Below are 24,781 nucleotides of genomic sequence, written 5' to 3' on the forward strand. Positions count from 1 at the left end.
GGGTCCGATCAGGCGATAGAGCGGCTGTTGGAGATCGAGCGGCTCATCAGAATGATCGGAATGATGCCGGCCAGAACGATAATCAGGGCGGGCAGGGCGCTGTGGTAAAGGCGCTCGTCAGAGGCAAACTGGTAGACGTAGGTGGCCAGGGTCTCGAAGTTGAACGGTCTGAGAATCAGTGTGGCCGGCAACTCCTTCATGCAATCCACGAACACAACCAGGGCTGCCGTAACCAACGTGCCTCTTAGCATCGGCAGGTGAACACGTACCAGGGTGTTGCCGGGGCTGTGCCCAAGAGACCGCGATGCCATGTCCATGCTGGGCGTGATTTTCTGCAACGCACTTTCCACGCTACCGGCGGAAACCGCCAGGAACCTCACGGTATAGGCGAACACCAGGGCGAAGGCCGTACCGCTGAGCAACAGGCCGGTGCTGATTCCGAAAACATCCCGCATCAGGCTGTCCAGCCAGTTGTCAAAGCCCGCCAGTGGCACAATCACGCCTACAGCCAGCACTGCCCCCGGCATGGCATAACCAAGGCTGGATAGCCGCATCAGTATCTGCATTTTGCGAGTGTTGTGCAGGCGGCGGCTGTAGGCAAGCGTAACGCCAATCAACAGCGTGGTTAGAGCGGCTGCACTGGATAGGAAGAGGCTGTTGAAGGTGTTGCGGACAAAATCCGGGTTCCAGCTTTCACCGAAATATTCCCAGGCGTATAGCCCGAGCGTGGCGCCGGGAATCACAAAACCGAACAGTACTGGGAGTGCGCACACGGCCAGGCAAATCATCTGGCGCGGGAACGACATGGTGAAGCGCTGGATCGGATCGCGGTTGTCCCGCGCTGCGAACTGTTGCTGACGTCTTCGCGAGTAGCGCTCGAGCGTCACGAGGATGACCACGAAGATCAGCATGGTGGTGGCTATCTGGGCCGCGCCGCCAAGGTTGCCCAGGTTCAACCAGGTATCAAACAGGCCGGCGGTGAGCGTCTGAACGGCGAAAAAGTCCACGGTGCCGAAATCGTTCAGGGTTTCCATCAGCACCAGCGAGAGACCTACGGCCACTGCGGGGCGGGCTATTGGCAGAACCACCCTGAAGAACGTGCTCAGCGCTGAGTGGCCGAGACTGCGGCTAACGGCGAACAGAGACGGGGACTGCTCCAGAAACGCAGCCCGGGCAAGCAGGTAAACGTATGGATACAAAACCAGCCCGATCATCAGGGTGGCGCCTTCAAGGCTCCGGATTTCCGGGAGCCAGTAGTCGGCGGCACTGGTCCAGCCGAACAGGTCGCGTAGTGTGCCCTGAACCGGCCCTGCGTAGTCCAGAAGGCTGGTGTATACATAGGCAATAACGTACGCCGGCACTGCGAAAGGCAGCAGCATGGCCCATTCAAAGAATTTGCGGCCGGGAAACTCGCACATGGTGACCGCCCAGGCCGAGGCCAGGCCAATCACGAGAGTCAGGGCGCCCACGCCGATCATTAGCTTGAGTGTCGTTGTCAGATAACGGGGAAGCGTGGTCTCGATCAGGTGTGGCCAGATATTCTCTTCGGGAAAAAACGCCAGGAAAATTACGGAAAGAACCGGAAGGGCGACAATGGCAGTGGTCAGCAATGCGCTGATCATCCATTTTGGCGAGCTGCGCTTTGCCAGCAAGGGCTGGGATAGCCCGGCATCAACGCTGGTAGCGGCCTCGCTCATAATGTTCCTGTATCTGGGTGTGGTCTGTCCGTTTGAAGGCTGCAGATTGTAGTCACCTGGCCTGATGCCTGCAATTGCTGCCTTCACACTGGCGATGGGTAGTGGTGTGCCGAACCGCGGGTGAGGGTGGCAACCCACCCTCACCACACACGATTACTCGCCGTCGTAGTCGACCCGGTCAACCAGCTTGACTGCGGCATTGCGGTTGTTGGCAATTTCCTGCAGAGAAAGGTCGTCCGGGTTGATTTCACCCCACTCGGCAACCAGTCCGGAAGGCTGTACTTCCGGGTTGGCCGGGTATTCGGTGTTCGCTTCGGCATAGATGCGCTGGGCTTCCGGCGAGGACAGGAATTCCATCAGTTTGATGGCGTTCTCGCGGTTCGGCGCGCTCTTGGTCAGTGAGATGCCACTGATGTTCACGTGGGTTCCCCGGCCTTCGGCGTTCGGGAACACGAGGCGAACCTGCTCGGCAATCGGGCGCTGGTTCTCATCCTGCAGCATGTTGCCGTAGTAGTAGCTGTTGCCGATGGAGATGTCACAGACGCCTTCGGCGATGGCCTTGATCTGGTCGCGGTCGCCACCCTGGGGCTTGCGGGCCAGGTTGTCTTTCAGGCCTTTCAGCCACTTCTCGGTTTCGGCTTCACCATGGTGGGCGATCATGGAGGAGAACAGGGCAATGTTGTAGGGGTGCTTGCCGCTACGGGTGCAGATTCGGTTGTCCCACTTGTCGTCTGCCAGTTGCTCGTAAGTGGTAATCTCGCCTTCCTCCACACGCTCCCTGGAAACGAAGATCAGGCGACCTCGGGTGGTCAGGGCAAACCATTTACCGTCCGGGTGGCGAAGATTCTCGGGAATATTCTCTTCCAGGGTGTCATTGTCCACACCCTGAACCAGATCGCGCTCAACCAGCTCGTTCAGGCGGGAAATATCAACGGTCATCACCACATCGGCCGGGCTGTTGCGGCCCTCACGCTCCAGGCGTTCTGCAAGGCCCTGTTTGGCAAATACAACGTTGCTCTTGATGCCGGTTTCCTGCTCAAAAGCATTCAGCAGTGGCTCAAGCAGGTACGCCTGGCGGTAGGAGTAAATGTTGACCTCTCCGTCTGCGGAGGCTGCCATGGGCATGGCAGTCAGGGCGATTGCTGCGGTTGCAGCCAGTTTCATTCGCATAGTCCCATCCTTCTTTCGGGTAGTCACGGTATTGGTATGCCTGCAGTAGGGTTTACAAGCGTTTAAAAACGACAACTACTCTCATTTCTATTACCTGTATAGTCAATATCTCCGTTGGCATATTTTTCTGAAAATGGTGTTATGCTTCGGAAGACTATAAAAACTATGCAAAAAGTTGTGGAATCCTCAGATGGTTGGGAACGATCGAAGAGAGCACATACGCACCGCCATGAGCGCGAAGGTAAAGGTGGTGCATGCGGAGCAGGGAGAATTCATATTCTCGACCCGCGATATTTCCGATGGCGGCGTCTTTATCGTCGTTGACACTGAGCCTTTCACGCCATCCCTTGGCGACAAGGTCACCGTACAGGTACAGGGCTTGCCCGTTCCGGCGCCGGTGCTTGAGATGGTGGTCGTGCGTAAAACCAATGACGGTTATGGCCTTCAGTTTGATCAAAATGGTGACTGATAGGCGGATTCAGGGCGTCTGCCATGGATAATGGCAGGGCAAATTCAATCGCCGTCAGGGATGTGTCAGTCAGATGATCTTTTCAGCCTTTTCCAGAGCTTACAAGCCAGTTATTGCAAGCCTGATGCTGTTGTTCACGTCGGGCTGTGCCAGCTACTACTCCCATTTCGCGATGTTTCCGGCGGAGAATTCGTCAGGGGAGCCCAGGCATGTGCGGCTGTCCTGGCAGAGCGCTGAATATCCTGGTTGGTGGATTGCGGGCGACAAGGCAACGTCTGTAAAAGTCGAAACCCAGTGCAGCGACCGTGTCTGGCGCCTCCGCGATGGCGCTGATGCCGGTGATTGTGGCACGGGCATTCGCGCTTGCGGCGAACCGGGCAAGGACCGTCTTGCTGACACGGGCCAGCCGGCAACCGGCTCGAACCGGTGCATGTCTATCAATCCGGCGGATCAGGATGCTCGCGTCGCCAGCTTGGGCGGGCAACTTGAGTTGCTCGTTTCCTGTACTCCGGCGGTTGTCACAGAGGGGCAGGGCGACGATACCCGGAATCTGGATTACTTGCGGGCGTCTTCTGTCCCCTACACCGTCTATGTCCGCAAGGCTCCGCGGGGTTCAATGCGCGCGCGGCTGCCCGAATTCGACGAATCCGTATGTGACGCAGAGTGACACTTTTTGACGCTGTAATGTGACTCTCATCACGTTGCTACATTTTGTTTCCTGTTGAAGATTAGCGTTACGCTTTGTCGCGTTTGGGTTACCTGACGATACGATATTGTAATTGTGTCTTCAGGTGGATCGGTCAGAATGGTAGCCATCGAAAAGTTTGTTTTGTGAGGTGGCCCGTGGGTGTCCAACAGAAAAAAGTCGCAGTACATGATCTGGAAGTGGGCATGTTCGTGTCTGATCTGGACAGACCATGGCATCAGACTCCATTCCCGATTCAGGGTTTCCACATTCGCTCCCAGGATGACATTCGCGCTCTGGTTTCCCACTGCAAGTGGGTGATGGTCGATGTGGCGGAAGCGCGGGAAGCAAAAGAGGTGAAAGGCGGCAGCAAGCCGGTTTTCGGTAAGGCTTTTAACAAGCGTGGTGGCGGGCGAGAGCAGCTTCAGTTGCCGCCGCTGAGTATTCGTGAGCCGGTAACCTACGAAACAGTTACCAGTCTCAAAAAGGAAATGAAAACATCCAAGCGCCTGCTGGACGACGTGGAAGTGGCGCTGGATCAGCTTTTCGAGACACTTCGTGCCGATGGCGTGCCGGACCTGAGGCCGATCGCCGCGATCACCAGCAAAATGGTGAGCAGCGTTGTTCGCCAGCCTGATGCCTTATTGTGGCTCAGTCGCACACGTGCCCATGACAGTTACCTCTACCGGCATGCCCTGAACACTTCCGTCTGGGCCCTGGTATGTGGTCGGCACCTGGGGTTGAACGAGGGGCTTCTTAATCACCTTGGCCTTGGATGCCTGTTGTCACAGGTTGGTAAAACCACGCTGCCACCGGAGTTGCTCGCCCGGGAAGGCCAACTGAGCGCCGAGGAGTATCTTTCGTACCGTGGCTACGTCAATCGCGGTGTTGCCATGCTGGAGAACAGCGGGCTCTCGCGGGCAGTGCTCAGTGTGGTTCAGGGGCATCGCGAGCGCCATAACGGCTCTGGTTTCCCGGAAGGTGTCCGGGGGGATCGCATTCCACTGTTGGCCAAAGTGGCCGGCATCGCGGAGTTTTTCGAATCGTTGATTGCGCCGCGCGCTCACACCGAGCCGATGACGCCAGCCAAAGCGGTCACGCTGCTCTATGAGATGCGCAATATCGAATTCCAGGAAGACCTGGTGGAGAATTTCATCCAGGCAATCGGTATCTATCCCACCGGTAGCCTCGTGGAACTCAGCGATGGCCAGCGGGGCATCGTGGTTTCACACTCGCCGGAACGACGGCTCTGGCCCCGTGTCATGGTTATGACCGATGCGGCTGCAAGGCCGCTGAAAACTGCAAAGATCATCGATCTGGCCCGTTACAACGAAGGTAAGGAAGCGGCAGAAACGGTGCGAATTCGTGATTGCCTGCCTCATGGCACGGAAGGCCTGGATCCGTCCTATTTCGATGTAACCGGCGCAGAGTCACGCTGGAGTCTGTCGCGCCTGATCAGCGGATAATGACTCGCAACTGTTTGCGAACCCACCGATAGGTATCCTCCGGGCGGAAGCTGAGCAGAAGCTCTGATTCCCCGCCGGAGGGGCCGGCAACAAAATACTCCACTACTCCGCTTTGCCAGTCGGCCGAACTGATCTGGACATCCTGGGGACGAGTGCTGATTGCTTCGAGCTCTGCCAGGGCGAGTCCGCCCCCGATCTTTCGAACTGCAACCTGCTTCAGGGCTGTATCAGTGGCCGGATGACTGGCAACGTCTTCATCCAGGAAATAACGGTTCGCGACGGTTGTGCTGATCGCCTTGAGTTCGCGGGTGAGATAGGTCTGGGCGTCTTCCGTGTCGATGTCTTCCATGGTGCGCACGGCATTTTCGATCCGGTCCTTCTTGGCCTGCAGGTCTTCACTGTATTCAACGTCCGGATCGCGATCTTCGTCATTCTCCGGCCGCGGAGGGGCGTTGTCGATTTCCTCCTGGGTTGGCGGCTCCTCGCAGAGTTCATCGTCTTCCGGGTAGAAACAGATGGCGGCGAGCAGTTGGTTCGCTGGTGACAGGGGATCGGTGGCGGTGAATTCGGATTCGCTTACACTGAAGTCGATAGGTGCGGTCAACTCCGGGAGTGCAGCATTCAGCTGCGTAATAACCCGGTCGCGGATATCGATGCCATCCCCTTCGGCGACATTCTGGCTCCAGTTCAGGAGCATCAGAAAGCGGGAGAGGTTCATAAGCGTCGTGTTTTCCAGAACCTGTTGCTCGGTCAGTGTGTGGGTGCTCAGACCCTCATCATCCACCATTGGTGTTTGCAGCTCTGTGCGGGTGGTTTCAAAGAACTCGAGCAGCGTTACGTATTGCCGGGCCGGCACACCACTGACTAACGGCAGGTCGCCAACGCGGAAGGTGAGCGTTTCGCCGGGGTAGTAACGGAACTCACCTGCTGCGTTCGTGGTGCCCGATTGACTTGCCGTCTGGTAGGAAAGGCCATTAAAGCCGTTGAAGTTGAGCTGGCCTTTGCTGGTGTCGTCGCCAGAACCGCCGTCATCATCGAGGCAGCCAGAGAGGGCGAGGGCGCCCAGCAGGGTAAACGTTAGTCGGATGCGGTGAACGGATCTCATGGTTGGTCGTACATTCCCTTCGATTCAGCGCGCCCGCACTCAGGGTGCGGCAGCCCCTTTTGTAAGTTGTTGTAACCGCATTATAGGGGCGGGGTTTGCCTCATATCGGGATTCCTGTCGCAGTTTCCGTTATTGGCCTGGAGACACCTGCTGGCCGATAAGGGCCTTGAAATCAGCAGCTTTGTCACAATAAATAGCATTCTAAATTCTGGCTGGCGGCCTGGGTCGCCCATTGCCGTTTTTCACCGAATCGGGATGAGTTATGACCAATGCACTGGAAATCGAGAGCCTCACCAAGACCTACGGTGACGGGTTTCAGGCGCTCAAGGGGATTGATCTGCATGTCGCTGAGGGTGATTTCTTTGCTTTGCTGGGCCCCAACGGGGCTGGCAAATCCACTACCCTTGGCATTGTTTGCTCCCTGGTGAACAAGACAGCCGGCAAAGTGCGGGTGTTCGGATATGACACGGATACCCACCTCTCTGACGCCAAGCTGAACCTCGGCGTGGTACCCCAGGAGTTCAACTTCAACCAGTTCGAGAAAGTCTTCGATATCGTAACTACTCAGGCCGGCTATTATGGGATTCCGTTCAAGCAGGCCTCTGCGTCCGCCGAGAAGTACCTGAAAAAGCTCGGTCTCTGGGACAAGCGGAATACCCCGGCCCGGATGCTGTCCGGCGGCATGAAGCGCCGCCTGATGATTGCCCGGGCCCTGGTCCACGAGCCAAAGCTGCTGATTCTGGACGAGCCGACCGCCGGTGTGGATATTGAACTCCGCCGTTCCATGTGGACCTTTCTGGAAGAGATTAACCGCCAGGGCACTACGATCATCCTGACAACCCATTACCTGGAGGAAGCGGAAGCCCTTTGCCGCAACATCGCCATTATCGACCATGGCAAGATCCTCAAACACACGAGCAAGAAAGCCTTGCTTCAGCAGTTGAGCGTCGAGACTTTCGTGCTGGACACAGAAAAGTCCCTGGATTCCGCGCCAGAGCTGAACGGTTTTCCGACACGCCTCGACGCCGAGGGCGCACTGGAGGTGGAAGTGGAAAAAGGTCAGGGGCTTAACCAGGTATTTGTGGAGCTTGAGCGGCTGGGCATCAAGGTTGTCAGCATGAGAACCAAAGCCAACCGGCTGGAGGAGCTGTTCATTCGCATGGTTGAGGAGAACGCCGCCGAATCCGCCAGGGCGGTGGAGGGTGCAGCATGACCCCGCATGCGATATTCACAGCCTTCAGCACCATTGTTGTCCGGGAGGTGCGCCGGTTTACCCGTATCTGGGCGCAGACCCTGTTGCCGCCTGCGGTCACAATGACCCTGTATTTCATTATCTTCGGTAACCTCATTGGCTCCAGGATCGGCGAAATGGGCGGTTTCGATTATATGTCGTTTATCGTGCCCGGGCTGATCATGATGGCAGTCATCACAAGCTCCTATGCCAACGTAGTGTCGTCGTTTTTCTCCATGAAGTTCCAGCGCAGCATTGAGGAGCTTCTGGTGTCTCCGGTTCCCAACTGGGTTATCCTTGCCGGGTATGTGACCGGAGGCATGGCGCGGGGGCTTGGTATCGGCCTGATTGTCACGTTGCTGTCACTGGTGTTCACCCGCTTGTCGATCCACAACCTGCCCATGATGGTTATTACGGTGTTCCTGACGTCCGCACTGTTCGCACTGGGCGGTTTCATCAATGCCATGCTGGCAACCAAGTTTGATGACATCTCCATCGTGCCCACATTCGTTCTCACGCCCCTGACTTATCTGGGCGGCGTGTTCTACAGTATCGATCTGCTTCCGGGGTTCTGGCAGGGCGTATCCATGGCCAATCCCATCCTGTACATGGTGAACGGCTTCCGATACGGAATTCTCGGCGTGTCAGACGTTAATCCGTTCGTTTCTCTTGGTATGATTCTGGCTTTCATCTCCGTGTTGGCATTCATCGCCCTCAGAATGCTCGAGCGTGGTAAAGGCATTCGCCACTGATTTCAGGAACCCCTATGGCACTCAATGATGCGCCGCTTGGCAAGACAAGCGATTACCCGGACAGCTACGACCCGGGCCTTTTGTTTCCCGTCGCGAGGGAGGAAAATCGCCGCCGTCTTGGGCTGGAAGACGGCCGCTGGCCATGGTTCGGCGAGGACCTGTGGCAGGCCTGGGAAATCTCCTGGCTGCGGCCAAATGGTGTGCCGGAAGTCGCCTGGGCAGAGATAGTCTTCCCAGCGGCTTCGCCTTCAATCATCGAATCCAAATCGCTGAAGCTGTACCTCAATTCGCTGAATCAGGTGGTGTACTCCTCCCGAGAGCAGGTGGCAGAGGTGATCACCCAGGATCTGTCCAGCGCTTGCGGCGGTGCGGTACAGGTTAATCTGTTGAGTGTGGACGAATCCGGAGAAGCGATTGGCCGCCCTGAGGGGTTCGAGTTGATTGATGATGAACCGGTCAGCGACGTGGTTTATGAGTATTCACCCGATTCTCTCAATGCCGGCAATGAGGTGGTGACCGAGCAGCTGTGTTCCCATCTGCTCAAGAGCAACTGCCCGGTGACGGGGCAGCCGGACTGGGCCACTTTGCTGGTAAGCTACACTGGCCCGAAAATCGACCGGGCCGGCTTGCTGCGGTACGTTGTGAGCTTCCGGCAGAAACAGGATTTCCACGAGCATTGTGTGGAAACGGTGTTTACCGATCTGATGAGCCGATGCAACCCGGATTCGTTGACTGTCGTTGCCCGATATACGCGGCGGGGCGGGTTGGATATAAACCCCTGGCGGAGTACGGAAACCGGCAAGGGTGCCGGGCCTCGGCTGATACGTCAGTAGGAAGTATTGAGTTGAGCGCAGGGACGCGCCTCAGGAAACATCCTCTTCCCGTCGCAGACGATCGGCGGCATCTTCCAGGGCAGTAAGGATGGCCTGGCGTTCCTTCTCGGTAATCTTGTCTGAATCCAGATACATGGCAAAGCCACTGTGCTCGTGCTCAAGGAAGCTGCGGTTGGGGCCCATATCGCGCCGGAAATCCACCACCTCATAGATTGGCACCGGTCTGCCGAAACCTTTCACAGTAATTTCGCCCTTGTCCCGGCACATGATCTTGTCCTTGATCAGCGAGAAGGTCTCGTAGGAAACCAGTATTTCACCCGGTTCTGCCAGCGATTCAAGCCGGCTGGCAAGATTCACCTCCTTGCCGATGATGGTGTAGTCCATCCGGTTTTCTGCACCGAAGTTACCTACGGTTGTGTAGCCGGTGCTGATCCCCATCCGAATTTCCAGCGGGGTCTTGATGCCCTGGCTGCGCCACTTCTGACGCATGATTTTCATGTGCTTACGCATCTCGATAGCCATGGAGACGCAGGCAAAAGCGTCCTCCCGCTGACCCCGACTGGTTGGGTCGCCAAAGAACACCATGATGGAGTCGCCAACGAACTTGTCGATGGTGCCGCCGTACTTCAGGGCTACTTCCGACATTTCGTTAAAGTAGTGATTCAGTAGCTCGGTCAGTGCTTCAGGCTCCATTTCCTCGGACAGCTCGGTGAAGCCCTTGATGTCAGAGAAGAACACCGCCAGCTTTTTCCGCTGGGTTTCCAGTCGAACATCCCGCTCGCCCGTGAAGATGGACTGCCAAACCTGAGGCGAAAGGTATTTGGAAAGTTTGTGTGAGAGCGCGATGGACTGCTCACGCTGATTCTGGATCTGGGTCTTTGCCAGCATGAGTGCGCGTGCCTGCTGGTGCGAGTAGTAGGCTGTGACACAGATATAAAGCCCGGTTGAGAGAATCGACACAATGCTGGTGAGCAGAGGCGAGTGTGGACCGTCCGCCGGCCCAAGGATAGCGACAGAACCAGCAATGGCTGCGGCCATGAAGACGGTGCCCATAAGCCACTGGCGGATGCCGCCGACAATCAGGCAGCTGAACATCAACATCAGCGCGACCGCCAGGGAGGGAATGACGATCAGCCCGATGCAGCCGATAAACGCGCCGCCAACAACGCAATCGAAAATCAGCATCTTCTGTCGAATGCGTGGGGAATTCCTGAGGAACGTCCGACGGGTCAGGGCGTGGGCCATGTGGGGCCAGGTGAGCGCGCCAGCCACCAGCCAAAGCAGCCAATGGGCAAACACACCTTGCAGAACACCGGTTACGATAATGGCGGCGGTTGAGGTATAGGCGAGTATCCGGCCGTTGTAATCGGGCATTGGCGGAATGGCAATCGGGTTACCCGATGCCTCAGACGCCAGGGATCTGCCTGCGGAGCTGCTGGCATTGCGCAAGTCTGCCGGAGCGCTCATCATTTCAGAAACGGATCCTGCCAATTAGCATGTCACGGAACATGACCCAGTCGCCCATCAGGCTGTACAGTGGGTACTTGAAAGTAGCGGGTCGGTTTTTCTCAAACTTGAAATGGCCTACCCAGGCAAAGCCATAGCCAATAACGGGCAGAGCCAGAAGCCACAAGAGCTTGCCTGTCGTCAGGGCCCACAGGGCCACGATCAGAACCAGCAGGCTGCCGACAAAGTGCAGACGGCGACAGGTCACGTCGCTGTGTTCTTCAAGGTAGTAAGGATAGAATTCGGAAAAGCTGTTGAAGGTTTGCTGGTTGCTCATTGTGTTGCCACTCATCGTTGTACGACCGCGTCATTTATAATTGTTGGCAGACCCGACTACGACCAAAGGTTAACAGCATTACGTACAAGCCACAATTCACAGCCGGGAATTATGGTCGTACCGAATTTTTGAAATCCATCAGAATAGCGATCAGACAGCGAGCAGATATGACAGCAGTTACCGATTTCCTTCTTAGCCGTTCGTCAGAGCCCAGGCTGGAGTCGCCTGCACCGGACCCGGCAACCCTTGACCGTGCGTTTGCCTGCGCCGCTCGCGCTCCTGACCACGCGCTGCTGAGACCCTGGCGTTACCTGGTTATAGAGGGCGAAGGTCTTGAGGCGCTGGGCGAACTGTTTGCCGCCACCTGCGCCAATAACAGCGACGAGAAAGAGATCGAGAAGCTCAGGCGTGCACCTCTCAGGGCGCCAATGGTGATCGTGGGTATCGCATCGCCCAGAACGCATCCCAAAGTACCTGAAGTCGAGCAGTTGATGTCCGCCGCAGCCGGCATGAGTTTTATTGAGCTTGCCTTGCAGGATGCCGGTTACGGAGTGATGTGGAGAACGGGCGGTGTTGCCTACCATTCCTCGGTTCACGCCGGGCTGGGGCTGGAAGAGCATGAGCAGATCGTCGGCTTTCTCTACACCGGAACAGTCTCCGCCTCCAAGCCGGCGGTTCCCAGGCCGGCGGTTGATGAATTTGTGCGTCACTGGCCCTGATACCCTGCCCGAATTCCCCCGGTCCTCGCCGGGGGAAGCAGCTTGCCGCTTTTTCCTGTCCGCTCCTTGTGCACTTTTCCCTGACAATTGTTTTACCACTGGCCAGGGCCCGCCAATGCTGACTTTCCTGACAAATTTACGCCTCATCTGAATTCTGGCATCCAGCTTGCTTCAGTCCCGTCAAAGAGCACAGCCGGCAAAAGCAGCTCGGCATACCAGTGCAGTTTTCGGGAGGCAACATGGCAATTACGTTTGATTCGGCTCTGGGCATTCATCAACACGCTGTTGAAGCGCGTGTAAAACGCGCCGAAGTTCTGGCAAACAACCTGGCGAACGCCGACACCCCGGGTTTCAAGGCGCGGGATCTGGATTTCCAGGCAATGATGCAGAAGGCTCAGGAGCAGGTCAGCGGATTCCAGATGGCCAAAACCCATGACGCGCATATGGATACCTCGCCATCGGCCTCGGAAAGCGATTTGATGTATCGGGTTCCCCATCAGCCGTCGGTTGACGGCAATACGGTAGACGCCCAACAGGAGCAGACCCGTTTCATGCGCAACGCCATGGATTTCCAGGCCAGTTTCCAGTTTTTGAACAGCAAGTTCAGCGGTTTGACCAAAGCCCTCAAGGGCGAATAAGCCGAAGTCACAGGATTAGCGAAGGAGAATTCTCATGTCACTGGGCAGCATTTTTGACATCGCCGGTTCCGGCATGACCGCGCAATCACTGCGGCTGAACACAACCGCGTCGAACATCGCCAATGCGGAGACCGCAAGTTCCAGCACGGGCGAAACCTATCGGGCCCGAAAGCCGGTTTTCTCGGCCATTCAGCAGTCCATGATGAACCCCGGGCAGGGCGGTTTTCCGATGGCTGCCGATGAGGGGCCAGGCGCGGGTGTAAGAGTTGAGGGTATTGTTGAGAGCGATGCTGAACTGCAGATGCGTTACGAGCCCCATCACCCGGCGGCCAATGAAGACGGATATGTCTATTACCCCAACGTGAATGTGGTCGAAGAGATGGCGGACATGATGTCGTCGTCCAGAAGTTTCCAGATGAATGTGGATGTCATGAACACTGCCAAGTCCATGATGCAGCGCATTCTGACTCTTGGTCAGCAGTAACTGGGTGAGGAGCACAACATGACTGCAGTGAATGCAACAGACGCGTCGGATGTTCTGAGCCAGTACCAGCTGAAGCAGCAGAATGGCGGTCAGGGCACCAGCGAGCTGGGCCGGAATGAGTTTATGGAACTGATGCTGGCGCAGCTGAAAAACCAGAACCCGTTGGAGCCGCAGGACAACGGTGAATTCATCTCCCAGCTGGCGCAGTTCAGTTCGCTGGAGGAGATGCAGAATCTCTCCGGTACGGTTGAGGATGTGGTTGGGCAGTTCCGATCCACTCAGGCGCTCCAGGCGTCGGCCATGGTGGGCAAAACCGTGCTGGCGCCTTCCCAGATCGGGATCCTGGGTGCCGAAGGTGAGATTACCGGAACCATTGAAGTGCCCGCTTCCACGGGCGGCCTGCGCCTGTCCATCGAAGGACAGAACGGTGAGCGGGTACGGCAGATTGATATGGGCAGTAGTCAGGCAGGTGTTGTGTCCTTCCGCTGGGATGGTCAGGACGGCAACGGCAATCCATTGCCGCCGGGCCCCTACCGAATTGTGGCAGAAGCTTCCTATCCCGATGGGCCGCAGCAGCTGGGCACCATGGTGAGTGCCAATGTGGATAGCGTTTCCCTGGGCCAGGGCGGCTCGATAACACTGAATCTTGCGGGCATGGGCTCTATTGCCCTGTCTGATGTGAAACAAATTAACTGAGACCGGTGAGACACCAAGGGGTGAACCATGGCATTTAATACAGGTTTGAGCGGCCTTCGTGCGGCATCGGTGGATCTGGACGTCACCGGCAACAACATTGCGAACGCCAGCACCGTTGGCTTCAAGGGCAGTAAGGCCCAGTTCGGCGATCTATACGCCAGTGGCTTTCTGAGCGCGGGCACCAACCCGATCGGTGACGGTGTTCGGGTCCAGGACGTAAAGCAGTCTTTCGGCCAGGGCAATATCAGCTTCACGGACAATGGTCTGGATATGGCGATTGCCGGTGATGGTTTCTTTATCCTGAATAACGGCGGTGAAATTCGTTATTCCCGTGCAGGGCAGTTCGGCATCGATAAGGACGGCTTTGTAACGAACAACCAGAATATGCGGGTGCAGGGATACACCGCCGATGAAGACGGTAACCTTTCCGGTATTCGAGGCGATCTGCAGATTGAAACAGACAACCTGGCGCCACGCCGGACCACAAATCTCGTTTCAGATCTGAACCTGGATTCGCGGGAGCCCGTGCTTGAAACCCGGGTTCGGGACATCGGGCCAATTGCCGCAACGGATCTGCAGGGTGAGAGTTTTGATGTGCTTTATAACGATGGTACGCCGGACTTCAACGTAACCATCGGGGCTACAGCGACAGCCCGAGAGGCGGCCGCCGCAATTAACGATGCGCCTGGCCTCAGCGCGTCTGCCACCACGACCGTGACGTTTGATGGTGCCAATCAACTTGATGACACGTACATCTCCAACGCGGGCCCGGGTAATTTTGCATTCAGTCTGAGTATCAATGGCTCTCCGCTTGCCCTGGATACCAGCAACATCACATCGCTGCAGGATCTCGTCGACTCTATTAATAATTCTTCTGAGACCGCTATTTCAGCTTCGATGGTGGATGACGGTTCAGGCAGCAACAACGTGCTGCGGGTGATTCATAACCAGGGCGAGACGCTGAGCTTTTCCTTCGATGACGACGGCGATCTCAGTAACGGGGGTGAAACCTCCGATACGGTTCTCGGTGACGTGAATGCGACGGCGGACAGAGTTGTTTCCGGCATTGATGATGCCTCCAATGGCGATTTCGAGACGGCATTTAATAGCTCTCCAATCCGGATAACCAATGAGTTCAACCCTCTGGATCAGCGGACCTACAACCACGCCACCTCCACCACCATCTACGACAGCCTGGGCAACTCCCACGAGTTCACCCAGTTCTTCGTAAAGGAGCCTTCTCCGGGCAGTGGTGTCGGTGTAAGTGAGTGGTCGGTTTACCTGCAGATTGATGGGGAAATGGTCGCTGGCACCGACACTACGCCCTATACGGCCCGTTTTGATCAGAACGGAAACCTGCAATCAATTGATGGTGACCCGGCCGGCGAGATCGTGATCACCGATTGGGTTCCTAAGGACGAGAACGGCCAGCCAAATGGGGCAGATGGTCCTCCTGCGGACCCAACCTCGGTGGTGACTCCGATTCCGGAACCGCCTACATCTTCCGCATTTGTATTGAACCTTGCTGACACTACTCAGTATGGGGCGGCATTCGGTGTAAACGATCAGCAGCAGAACGGTTACACAACGGGCCGTCTCTCAGGCCTGGACGTATCGGATCAGGGTGTTCTCTTCGCCCGATATACCAATGGCCAGTCACAGGCTCTCGGTCAGGTTGCTTTGGCTTCCTTCAATAACACAAACGGACTGTCGCCTGTGGGGGATACGTCCTGGGTCGAAACCTTCGAATCGGGCCAGCCAATCATCGGCGCCCCGGATACAGGGACTCTGGGCTCTATTAAAGCCAGCTCAGTGGAAGAATCCAACGTGGATCTCTCGGCCGAACTGGTCAACCTGATCATCGCCCAGCGAAACTATCAGGCCAACGCCAAAACCATTGAAACCTCCGATGCGGTCACCCAGACCATCATCAACCTCCGTTAATATCGCGATCTAGCGAACATGGCATGACTCCTGCAGGAAGACTGGAAACAGTCAAAATTCCGGCAGGAGTTTTCCCATGGACAAAGCCCTCTACATCGGTATGTCTGGCGCCAAGCAGAATATGCTGGCCCAGCAGGCCCATGCCAATAACCTGGCGAACGTCAGTACCACCGGCTTCAAGAAAGACTTCGCCCAGGCCCGCAGTATGCCTGTCTACGGGGAACATCATCCCACCCGCGCCTATGCCATGACAGAAAGACCCGGCACCGACCTTTCCGCCGGTGCGCTCATGGAAACCGGGCGCAAGCTGGATGTGGCGGTGGAAGGTGAGGGGTGGCTTGCCATCCAGAACGATCAGGGCGAGGAGGTCTTCACCCGCAGCGGCAGCCTTCAGGTGGACGTCAACGGCTTGGTACGCCTGGCCAACGGCGAATTGGTGCTGGGCAATGGCGGGCCGGTGGCGCTTCCCCCGTTTAACAACGTCGAAATTGGCGCCGATGGCACTGTTTCAATTGTTCCTGTGGGTGGTCCACCGGACCAGCTGGTGGAAGTGGACCGGCTGAAACTGGTCAGCCCGCCCCCGGAAGCCCTGGAAAAAGGTCTCGATGGGCACATGCGCCGCAAGCCGGATCAGGCTGTGGACGGCCCGGAACCACCGGATGCAAACCAGCGGGTCGCTTCCGGATTCCTTGAAAGCTCCAACGTGAATGCAGTGGAAGAGATGATCTCGAACCTTCAGCTGTCCCGGCAATACGAGATGCAGGTGAAGGTCATGACCACCGCCAATGAGAATTCCGAAGCAGCGGCACGGCTGTTGCAGAACCTTTAAATAACGACTGAACACATTGGCCTCGCGGGCCTGAAGCGGCAAAAATTGGCCGCCTGACTGCCCGCCGGCAAGGAGTAAGCAGCATGCATCCAGCACTTTGGGTCAGCAAGACCGGGTTGAGCGCTCAGGACACCAACATGTCCACCATTTCCAACAACCTGGCGAACGTCAATACCACTGGCTTCAAGCGGGACAGGGCCGTGTTCCAGGACCTTTTGTACCAGATCAATCGGCAACCCGGTGGTCTGACAACCCAGAACTCTGAACTGCCCTCTGGTCTCCAGTTGGGTACGGGTGTGCGGGTTGTCGGCACCGCCAAGCAGTTCTCCCAGGGCAACCTGCAGATCACCGAGCAGCCCCTGGATATGGCCATCAACGGTCGTGGTTTCCTTCAGGTTCAGTTGCCCGATGGGCAGATTGCCTACACCCGGGATGGTCAGTTCCAGCTCAACGCCAATGGGGACGTAGTCAACCCGGATGGCTACCCGCTGGAACCAGCCATCAACGTGCCGGAGAACGCCACCAACATAACCATTGGCAAGGATGGCACCGTCACGGCAGTAACGGATGACCAGGCAGCACCGGTCAACCTGGGCCAGATTACCCTGGTGGATTTCATCAATCCCCAGGGCCTGCAGGCTATCGGTAACAACCTGTTCAAGGCGACCAATGCCAGTGGCGATCCTGCCGAAGGTGAACCCGGGCTGGCCGGGCTCGGAAGTATTGAGCAGGGTTCCGTGGAGTCGTCCAACGTTGAGGTTGTCGAGGAGCTGGTGAACATGATTACCACCCAGCGTGCCTATGAGATGAACTCGAAAGTGGTCTCCACAACCGACCAGATGCTCCAGTTCATTACTCAAAACATTGGCTAACGCCGCCAGAGGTGACGTCATGAAACTGATGACATCAAACCGGACAACCCGAAGCGCCAGCACATTGGCGATGGTACTGCTTCTGGTCCTGTTGCAGGGTTGCACGGCCATGAGTCGGCCCCGGGCAGTTCCGGATGACCCAGAGTTTGCACCGGTTCGCCCTCAGGCCATGATGCAACGGGACAGTGCCTCCGGTTCCATCTACCAGGTCTCACGGAACTACAACTTCTACGGCGATACCGTGGCGTTAAACGTGGGTGATGTGCTCACGGTGATCCTTGAAGAATCCACACGGGCCAGCAAGAACGCGGAAACCAGTATCACCAAGGACAATGAAGTCACGCTGCCAGAGCCGACCATCCTTGGTAAGAGCAATTTCGGGATCAATACCTCCCTGAATCACGAGCGTGATTTCGAGGGCAGCGCTGAAGCAGACCAGAGCAACAGCCTTGCCGGCAGTATCACCGTCACCGTAACCGAAGTGCTGCCAAACGGTGTTCTGAGGATTCGTGGGGAAAAATGGCTGTCGCTGACGAATGGTGATGAATACATCCGCCTGACTGGCCTGGTTCGCCCCCAGGACATCCAACCTGACAATACAGTGGCGTCCAATCGAATTGCGGATGCGCGGTTTGCCTACGGCGGAACCGGTGATTTTGATCAGGCAAACCAGATGGGCTGGCTGGCGCGCTTCTTTAACAGTGAGTGGTGGCCTCTATGAGCTTTCGCCGTTTGATTGTCTGGGTACTTGCTCTGGCTGTGGTTTCAGCGCCGGTATTGGCGGACCGCCTGAAGGATCTGTCGCGGATCAAGGGTGTTCGCAATAACCAGCTGGTCGGCTATGGCCTGGTTGTAGGCCTGGATGGCACCGGCGATAGTGCACCGTTCACCAACCAGACCTTCCGCAACATGATGAACCAGTTCGGCGTTACCTTGCCGGAGGGGGTCAATCCAAGTCTCGCAAACGTGGCGGCAGTGACGGTTAGCGCGAATCTGCCTCCCTTCGCCAAGGCGGGCCAGGAAATTGATATCACTGTGTCGTCCATCGGCAACGCGGACAGTCTGCGCGGCGGCACCTTGCTGATGACACCGTTGAAGGGTGCTGATGGTCAGGTTTATGCCATGGCACAGGGCAGCCTGGTGGTTGGGGGTTTCGGTGCCCAGGGGCAGGACGGTTCGCGGATCACCGTGAACGTTCCAAGCGTTGGCCGTATTCCAAACGGGGCCACTATCGAGCGCGAGGTGGCTTCGCCGTTCAGCCAGGGTGACACCATTACCTTCCATCTCCTGCGCCCGGATTTCACAACCGCACGCCGGGTAGTTGAGGCTATTAATGGCCGTCTCGGACCGGATATGGCGTATGCCCATGATGCCACATCGGTTTCCGTGCGTGCGCCGCGGGATCCCTCCCAGCGGGTCAGTTTCCTGTCGATCCTTGAAAACATCGAAGTGGATCCGGCCGAAGATGCAGCAAAAGTGGTGATTAACAGCCGCACCGGCACCATCGTGGTTGGCCAGAATGTTCAGGTCAGCCCGGCAGCGGTCACCCACGGTAACCTGACCGTGACGATTCAGGAAAATCCCAATGTGGAGCAGCCGAATCCTTTCGCCGCTGGCGACACGGCTATCGAGCAGGATTCCCAGATTGCTATTACTGAAGAGCCGGCACGGATGTTCAAGTTCGGCCCCGCCGTAACCCTGAACGAGATTGTACAGGCCGTGAATCAGGTGGGTGCGGCTCCGGGCGACGTTATGGCGGTACTCGAAGCCCTGAAGCAGGCTGGTGCGCTGCGCGCCGAGCTGATTGTTATCTAGGTGATGTGATGCAGGACTACAAGGTTCAACAGGCCCAGGTTTATACCGACTTCAACGGTCTCAATGCGTTGAAGGCCCAGGCTCGCACTGACAAAGAGTCAGCTCTGCGTGAAGTGGCCCGCCAGTTCGAGAGCCTGTTCCTGTCTGAAATGCTGAAGTCCATGCGTAAGGCCGGCGACGTCTTCTCCGAAGGCAACTACCTGAAGAGCAATCAATCCGAGCTATACCGGGATATGTTCGACAGTCAGATGAGTCTGACCATGGCGGGAGGCAAGGGCAGTGGTCTTGCCGAGGCGCTCGTGCGCCAATTGAGCAAACAGATTCCGGGTATGGACAACGAGGGCGGCAAGCTTGCCGGCCACAAGGCAAGTCTTGCGGATTACGATCGAAGCCTGCCTGCTCTGACCCCCCAATTACCTGATAGCGTTCAGCAAGTGACTGCCGTTGCAGAGAAGGCAGCATCACCAGTGTCTGCCAGGCCCTCGAACCTGCCAGAGCGGTTCGAGTCTCCGGAGCATTTCGTGACCGAGCTGTTACCGATGGCGGAGCGGGTTGCCCGTGACTCCGGCATTGATCCGAAGCTCATGGTGGCCCAGGCCGCCCTGGAAACCGGCTGGGGCCGGCACATGATTCGAGGGGAGCAGGGCGAACCCAGTTTTAACCTCTTCGGCATCAAGGCGGATAGCCGCTGGCAGGGCGATGCGGTATCCATAACCACTACGGAATACCGGGAGGGTTTGCCCATGAAAGAGCAGGCCAGCTTCCGGGCTTACACAGATTACGAATCCAGCTTCCGGGACTATGTCTCGTTCCTGGAATCCAACCCCAGATACCGGGAGGTGTTATCCGTCGCCGACCAGCCTGAAGTGTTTGCTGAGAAGCTTCAGGAAGCCGGCTACGCCACTGACCCCAACTACGGCAGCAAGATCCGCCAGATCATGAACCGTGATTCACTGATGACACTGTCTATGGGCAGTGACGGGATGAAGGAGTAAACCTTATGGCAGGGCTGATAGGTATTGGTCTGACCGGCATCCTCAGTCATCAGGCTGCGCTGAACACCACGGGCAATAATATAACCAACGCCAACACACCGGGTTATAGCCGTCAGGAAGTACTGTTCGAGACTCAGGAAGGCCAGCGGACCGGCGCGGGCACGATTGGCAGCGGTGTCAACATTGCCGACATTCGGCGCCTGGCCAATGAATATCTGGTGCAACAGGTCCGGGAAGACAGCACGCTTTTTGGAGAGCAGGAGGCCCTGAATTCCGAGCTGTCCAGGCTTGATAATTTGCTGGGTGGCGAGACCACCGGGCTCAGTACTGCGTTGAACAATTTCTTTGCCAGTCTTCAGAACGCTGCAGAGGATCCCACCTCTTTACCACAGCGCCAGCTGGTTCTGAGTGAGGCACAACAGGTTGTAAACCGGTTCCAGGCGCTCAACCAGGAGTTTATCCAGCAGCGGGAGTCCATCAAGACTCAGATGCAGCAGGGTATAAAGGATGCCAACACGCTTCTGAAGAGCATTGCCGAACTGAATCTGGCGATTTCCGAATCACCCGGGATTGCCCAGGGACAAATGCCGAATGAACTGCTGGACAAGCGTGATGAGAAACTCCGCCAGCTGTCCGAACTTGTGAATATAAAGGTCAGTCCTGCGGATGGCAGCCAGGTCAACGTGTCTCTGTCCAATGGGCTGTCGCTCGTGGTTGGCAGCAATGCGGCGACTCTTGGTACCCGGGAGAACGCTGAAGATCCGACCCGCCTTGAGTTTACCCTGAGTAATGGCGGCCGGACGCTCAACATCGATGAACAGATCAGTGGTGGCAAACTTGGTGGCCTGCTGCGTTTCGATACTGAGGGATTGAAGCCCGCTTTTGATGAGTTGGGCCGGATTGCCATTGCGCTGTCTGACACTATGAATCAGCAGCATGAAATCGGTATGGATCTGGAGGGTGATCTTGGTGGCCGGTTTTTTACGGATATCAACTCTCTCGAAGCCCAGCGCAGCCGGGTTGTGGCGAATGGCAATAACGCTCTGGCAAGCTCCGGGCAGCTAGCTGTAGAGATAACCGACAGCGCCGCTTTGCCTGCCGGGCGGTGGACGTTGCAGTTCAGCGGCGATGGCCGGAATTTCGAACTGATCGATCAGGCGAGCGGCAAGACGGTCAACCAGGGCCGGCTGCCAGATCCTGTCCAGTCCGAGATCAGTATGCCCGGGTTCAACATCCGTGTTGAAGGGGGCACGTTCAACGCTGGCGACAAATTCCTCATTCAACCCAGTCGCAATGCTGCTGAGAGCATCGGCCTGGTTGTCAGTCGTGAAGAGGATCTGGCCTTTGCCAGCCCCATTCGCGCGACCTCCAGCGACGATAATATCGGCACGGGCAAAATTGATCAGGGCCAGATGCTGGATGTCAGAAATCCGTTCACCAATTCGCTCTTGCCCGGTTTTCAGAACGCCGGTGAGTTGGCAAATGGCCCTCTCACTGTCTCGTTCTCGGCAGGCGGTCCAACAGGCCTGCAATATGAGGTGACAGAAGCGCCACCCTCGGGACTTGTTGTCGCCAGTGGAAGTTATGATCCGCAGCAGATCAACACGCTGTTCGAGGAGGATCCTGCGGTCGCCGGGGCGCTGTATCAGGGGTTCCAGTTCCGTATGACTGGTGAACCCGCGATTGGCGACACCTTCACGATTGAGTACAACTCGAACGGTGTTTCGGATAATCGCAACGCTGAGCTTCTCGCTGCCCTTGGCACTGCAAACACACTGAATGGTGGCAGCCAGAGTTTTGCCGAAGGATACGCCGGTCTGGTTGAGGATATTGGCGTCAAAACCCGCCAGAGCCAGCTCGACGTGGACGCAGGCAGGACGCTTCTTGAGCAGTCCACCAACCAGCGGGAGTCTGTCTCGGGAGTCAACCTTGATGAGGAAGCCGGCCGCCTGATCCAGTATCAGGCCGCATACAATGCCTCGGCCCAGGTGATGTCGGTGGCCCAGGACCTTTTCAATACCCTGTTGCAGAGTTTCCGGTAACGGTTGAGGTGATGTGACATGATCAGAATTTCATCACAGCAGATTTTCTCGGGCGGTATTAACCGGCTTCAGGAACTCAATACCAGTCTGAACAACACCCAGCAGCAGATTTCGACTGGCCAGAGGGTGAACAAGCCTTCCGACGATCCGGTAGCCGCAGCGCGAATTCTGAAGCTGGATCAGGAGCTTTCCCGGGTTGAAACCTATCAGCGCAATGTTGATCTGGCCGAAAACCGGCTGAATCAGGAAGAAAGTGCATTGGAAAGCTCGATCGATGTGATTCAGCGGATCCGGGAATTGACCGTTCAGGCTGGCAATGGATCGCTGTCTGCCAACGACCGACGCTCGATTTCTTCCGAGCTCGAGGAACGCCTGGGACAGCTGGCGAATATTGCCAACACCCGGGACGCGTCTGGTGAATACATTTTCAGTGGCTTTCAGGGCTCCGTGAAGGCTTTTGAGCAGGACGCTTCGGGCAGCTGGGTGTATCAGGGCGATGAGGGACAGAGAGTCCTGGAGATTGATGATGGCGTAACTGTTCCTATCAGTGATAATGGCAAGGACATTTTCGTCAGGGTTCCCGCCGCCATAACCGGCGAGCATAGTACAGTGAATACACCGGCAGCTTCCATTTCCGGTGTCAGTCTGGTTAACGAGGCGGTTCTTGCTGCCGAGTATCCCAATTCCTTCCCGGATGACATTACGGTTGAGGTTGATGCCGGCGGCAATATTATCGCCACGGACAGTCAGGGGGATGTGTTGACGGTTGATCCGCCCACCTATCAGAGTGGCGAACCCTTCGTTGTCGCCGGTGTTGAAGTGACTTTGACAGACGTTGTTCCGGGTGCGGGTGATGTCTTCACGCTTGGAATCAACGAAAAGCAGTCGGTGTTCGGCACCATCGAAAACCTGATTGCCGGTCTTAACAGCATCGACAAGAGCAGTCCCGGGGGGCAGGCCGAGTACGATGACCTGATTGCCAATTCGCTGATCAATCTGGACAACGCTCAGGAGAGCATTCTGCTGAAGCAGACGGAGTTGGGTGGTCGGATGAACGCAGTTGAATCCACCAAGACCTTCCTTGAGGATTCGTCTGTTTACACCAATGAAATAAGGTCGCAGCTGCAGGACCTGGATTACGCCGAAGCGATCAGTAATCTGAGCTTCCAGAGCTTCGTGCTGCAGGCAGCCCAGCAGTCATTTGCTCAGGTTTCCCAGTTGTCGCTGTTCGACCGACTGTAAATAATTGAAGCCGCGGGCAGATCTGTCCGCTGGCTTATTGCTTTCGCGATTTAGCTCAGTATAATCCCCAACACTCTCCGATGGCGGCGTGGTGAAATTGGTAGACACGACGGATTCAAAATCCGTTGGGGTAAAACCCGTGGCGGTTCGAGTCCGCCCGCCGCTACCATCTTCTTTCCTTCGGCGTCGTTAACAGTCTTCCATGAATGTCTCCGATTTTCATTTTGACCTGCCGGACGAATTGATCGCCCGCTATCCGCTCAAAGATCGAAGCGCATCAAGGTTGCTTTGTCTGGATGGTCTTTCCGGCAAGCTTGATCATCGCGTTTTCAGTGAACTTCCTGATCTGCTTCAGCCCGGTGACCTGCTGGTGTTTAACAACACCCGGGTGATTCCTGCGCGCCTTTTCGGCAAAAAGGAAACGGGTGGGCAGGTAGAGGTGCTTGTCGAGCGGGTGACCGGGGAACATGAAATTGTTGCCCATGTCCGTGCCTCCAAGGCTTTGAAGGAAGGGCAAAAGGTTATCCTTGAAGATGGCACCTGTCTGCGTATGTCAGACCGCAATGAAGCACTGTTTTACCTGGTGTGTGAAAGCGAGGAACCGGTACTCGACGTGCTGGAGCGCATTGGGCATATGCCTCTGCCGCCTTACGTTGACCGGCCGGACGAAGCCACAGACCGGGAACGCTATCAGACCGTTTACGCGCGGGAGGCTGGCGCCGTCGCAGCGCCGACGGCAGGGCTTCACTTCGATGAAAGCCTGCTTCAGAAGTTGGCCGCCTGCGGGATCGAAAGTACTTTCGTGACGCTGCACGTCGGGGCCGGAACCTTCCAGCCGGTTCGTGTGGACAGAATCGAAGATCACACCATGCACAGCGAGGTGGTCAATGTTCCCCAGGATGCCGTCGACGCCGTAGAGCGAACCCGCGCGAGGGGAGGGCGTGTGGTGGCTGTGGGCACCACGTCGGTTCGCTCACTTGAGTCTGCAAGTCGTGGCGGACGCTTGAGGGCGTTCACTGGTGAGACTGATATCTTTATTTATCCGGGCTATCGGTTCCAGACCGTTGATGCCCTGATAACCAATTTCCATTTGCCGGAATCCACCCTGATCATGCTGGTCAGCGCCTTCGCCGGCTATGACAATGTGATGGCGGCCTACCGGGAAGCGGTGAAGGAACGCTACCGCTTTTTCAGTTACGGCGATGCCATGTTCATTGCCGGACAGGAACCCAGCCGTGGCATGTTGCTGGGGGCGGCCGTGGAATCCAATGAATCCGGTACTGATAATGCCGGGGAGGCCTTGTGACGCAAACC

At 56.8% G+C, this 24,781-nt stretch carries 24 protein-coding genes and 1 tRNA gene; 20 read left to right on the forward strand and 5 right to left on the reverse strand.

The window, feature by feature from the left end; all coding sequences use genetic code 11:
- Positions 1 to 8: 8 nt before the first annotated feature.
- Positions 9 to 1,697 (reverse strand): ABC transporter permease, encoded by a 1,689-nt coding sequence (locus NUW46_RS08995; protein WP_418141901.1) that lies wholly within the window; start codon positions 1,695 to 1,697, stop codon positions 9 to 11.
- 153 nt (positions 1,698 to 1,850) lie between these two features.
- Positions 1,851 to 2,867, reverse strand: a complete 1,017-nt coding sequence (locus NUW46_RS09000) for a Fe(3+) ABC transporter substrate-binding protein (RefSeq protein WP_222464340.1) — start codon at positions 2,865 to 2,867, stop codon at positions 1,851 to 1,853.
- 190 nt (positions 2,868 to 3,057) lie between these two features.
- Between NUW46_RS09000 and NUW46_RS09005 the strand changes: the two genes are divergently transcribed.
- The 3 genes from NUW46_RS09005 (at position 3,058) to NUW46_RS09015 (ending at position 5,487) form a co-directional block, all read left to right on the forward strand.
- Positions 3,058 to 3,336, forward strand: a complete 279-nt coding sequence (locus NUW46_RS09005) for a PilZ domain-containing protein (RefSeq protein ID WP_069184958.1) — start codon at positions 3,058 to 3,060, stop codon at positions 3,334 to 3,336.
- A 73-nt stretch (positions 3,337 to 3,409) separates the two neighbouring features.
- On the forward strand, positions 3,410 to 4,003 hold the full coding sequence (locus NUW46_RS09010) for a hypothetical protein (protein ID WP_069184959.1): 594 nt from the start codon (positions 3,410 to 3,412) through the stop codon (positions 4,001 to 4,003).
- Between the two features lie 176 nt (positions 4,004 to 4,179).
- Positions 4,180 to 5,487: an HD-GYP domain-containing protein gene (locus NUW46_RS09015; RefSeq protein ID WP_209397891.1), complete on the forward strand. Its 1,308-nt coding sequence runs from the start codon at positions 4,180 to 4,182 to the stop codon at positions 5,485 to 5,487.
- On the opposite strand, the gene NUW46_RS09020 is transcribed toward NUW46_RS09015, so the two are convergent.
- Entirely contained in the window at positions 5,477 to 6,592 is a 1,116-nt protein-coding gene (locus tag NUW46_RS09020) for an organic solvent ABC transporter permease (protein ID WP_418141903.1), read from the reverse strand. The two genes, NUW46_RS09015 and NUW46_RS09020, sit on opposite strands and share 11 nt — an antisense overlap.
- A gap of 262 nt (positions 6,593 to 6,854) precedes the next feature.
- On the opposite strand from NUW46_RS09020, the gene NUW46_RS09025 reads away from it, so the two are divergent.
- From NUW46_RS09025 to queF, 3 genes are read left to right on the forward strand one after another with little or no spacing between them, the layout of a single operon-like run.
- Entirely contained in the window at positions 6,855 to 7,805 is a 951-nt protein-coding gene (locus NUW46_RS09025) for an ABC transporter ATP-binding protein (RefSeq protein ID WP_153634650.1), read from the forward strand.
- Positions 7,802 to 8,575: an ABC transporter permease gene (locus tag NUW46_RS09030; RefSeq protein WP_222464344.1), complete on the forward strand. Its 774-nt coding sequence runs from the start codon at positions 7,802 to 7,804 to the stop codon at positions 8,573 to 8,575. The genes NUW46_RS09025 and NUW46_RS09030 overlap by 4 nt, the downstream gene beginning before the upstream one ends.
- Positions 8,576 to 8,589: 14 nt before the next feature.
- Positions 8,590 to 9,408, forward strand: coding sequence for an NADPH-dependent 7-cyano-7-deazaguanine reductase QueF (gene queF, locus NUW46_RS09035; protein ID WP_305966158.1), 819 nt, complete (start codon positions 8,590 to 8,592; stop codon positions 9,406 to 9,408).
- Positions 9,409 to 9,438: 30 nt separating this feature from the next.
- On the opposite strand, the gene NUW46_RS09040 is transcribed toward queF, so the two are convergent.
- Both NUW46_RS09040 and NUW46_RS09045 read right to left on the reverse strand, forming a co-directional pair.
- Entirely contained in the window at positions 9,439 to 10,878 is a 1,440-nt protein-coding gene (locus NUW46_RS09040; protein WP_069184965.1) for an adenylate/guanylate cyclase domain-containing protein, read from the reverse strand.
- A 1-nt stretch (position 10,879) separates the two neighbouring features.
- Positions 10,880 to 11,191 carry an Mpo1-like protein gene (locus NUW46_RS09045; RefSeq protein ID WP_222464345.1) on the reverse strand — a complete coding sequence of 104 codons (312 nt, stop codon included), beginning with the start codon at positions 11,189 to 11,191 and terminating at the stop codon, positions 10,880 to 10,882.
- Between the two features lie 167 nt (positions 11,192 to 11,358).
- Here NUW46_RS09045 and NUW46_RS09050 point away from each other — a divergent pair, with 167 nt between their 5' ends.
- The 14 genes from NUW46_RS09050 to queA all read left to right on the forward strand — a co-directional run bounded on the left by NUW46_RS09050 (position 11,359) and on the right by queA (position 24,773).
- Complete coding sequence (locus NUW46_RS09050; RefSeq protein WP_153634646.1) at positions 11,359 to 11,910, forward strand: nitroreductase family protein; 552 nt, start codon at positions 11,359 to 11,361, stop codon at positions 11,908 to 11,910.
- A 239-nt stretch (positions 11,911 to 12,149) separates the two neighbouring features.
- Entirely contained in the window at positions 12,150 to 12,548 is a 399-nt protein-coding gene (gene flgB / locus NUW46_RS09055; protein ID WP_041645182.1) for a flagellar basal body rod protein FlgB, read from the forward strand.
- Between the two features lie 34 nt (positions 12,549 to 12,582).
- Complete coding sequence (flgC, locus tag NUW46_RS09060; RefSeq protein ID WP_069184968.1) at positions 12,583 to 13,032, forward strand: flagellar basal body rod protein FlgC; 450 nt, start codon at positions 12,583 to 12,585, stop codon at positions 13,030 to 13,032.
- An 18-nt stretch (positions 13,033 to 13,050) separates the two neighbouring features.
- Positions 13,051 to 13,728, forward strand: coding sequence for a flagellar hook assembly protein FlgD (locus NUW46_RS09065; protein ID WP_064226898.1), 678 nt, complete (start codon positions 13,051 to 13,053; stop codon positions 13,726 to 13,728).
- 27 nt (positions 13,729 to 13,755) lie between these two features.
- Positions 13,756 to 15,672 (forward strand): flagellar hook protein FlgE, encoded by a 1,917-nt coding sequence (locus tag NUW46_RS09070; protein ID WP_069184969.1) that lies wholly within the window; start codon positions 13,756 to 13,758, stop codon positions 15,670 to 15,672.
- Between the two features lie 76 nt (positions 15,673 to 15,748).
- Positions 15,749 to 16,501 (forward strand): flagellar basal body rod protein FlgF, encoded by a 753-nt coding sequence (locus NUW46_RS09075; protein ID WP_418141904.1) that lies wholly within the window; start codon positions 15,749 to 15,751, stop codon positions 16,499 to 16,501.
- An 83-nt stretch (positions 16,502 to 16,584) separates the two neighbouring features.
- The gene (gene flgG, locus NUW46_RS09080) at positions 16,585 to 17,373 is read left to right on the forward strand and encodes a flagellar basal-body rod protein FlgG (RefSeq protein WP_069184971.1); all 789 of its coding nucleotides are present in this window, start codon (positions 16,585 to 16,587) and stop codon (positions 17,371 to 17,373) included.
- Positions 17,374 to 17,392: 19 nt separating this feature from the next.
- Positions 17,393 to 18,094, forward strand: coding sequence for a flagellar basal body L-ring protein FlgH (flgH, locus tag NUW46_RS09085; RefSeq protein ID WP_418141905.1), 702 nt, complete (start codon positions 17,393 to 17,395; stop codon positions 18,092 to 18,094).
- Complete coding sequence (locus NUW46_RS09090) at positions 18,091 to 19,188, forward strand: flagellar basal body P-ring protein FlgI (RefSeq protein WP_305966156.1); 1,098 nt, start codon at positions 18,091 to 18,093, stop codon at positions 19,186 to 19,188. Before flgH ends, NUW46_RS09090 begins: the two co-directional genes overlap by 4 nt.
- A gap of 8 nt (positions 19,189 to 19,196) precedes the next feature.
- A complete protein-coding gene (flgJ, locus tag NUW46_RS09095; RefSeq protein WP_418141906.1) occupies positions 19,197 to 20,183 on the forward strand; it encodes a flagellar assembly peptidoglycan hydrolase FlgJ in 987 nt (328 codons plus the stop codon).
- Between the two features lie 5 nt (positions 20,184 to 20,188).
- The gene (gene flgK, locus NUW46_RS09100) at positions 20,189 to 22,225 is read left to right on the forward strand and encodes a flagellar hook-associated protein FlgK (RefSeq protein ID WP_418141907.1); all 2,037 of its coding nucleotides are present in this window, start codon (positions 20,189 to 20,191) and stop codon (positions 22,223 to 22,225) included.
- Between the two features lie 18 nt (positions 22,226 to 22,243).
- Positions 22,244 to 23,467, forward strand: coding sequence for a flagellar hook-associated protein FlgL (flgL, locus tag NUW46_RS09105; RefSeq protein WP_418141908.1), 1,224 nt, complete (start codon positions 22,244 to 22,246; stop codon positions 23,465 to 23,467).
- An 82-nt stretch (positions 23,468 to 23,549) separates the two neighbouring features.
- Positions 23,550 to 23,636 (forward strand) — tRNA-Leu (locus NUW46_RS09110).
- Positions 23,637 to 23,669: 33 nt separating this feature from the next.
- Complete coding sequence (queA, locus tag NUW46_RS09115) at positions 23,670 to 24,773, forward strand: tRNA preQ1(34) S-adenosylmethionine ribosyltransferase-isomerase QueA (RefSeq protein WP_418141909.1); 1,104 nt, start codon at positions 23,670 to 23,672, stop codon at positions 24,771 to 24,773.
- Positions 24,774 to 24,781 lie beyond the last annotated feature (8 nt).

It is taken from the genome of Marinobacter sp. MA, assembly GCF_048298425.1.
Taxonomy (GTDB): Bacteria; Pseudomonadota; Gammaproteobacteria; order Pseudomonadales; family Oleiphilaceae; genus Marinobacter; species Marinobacter salsuginis.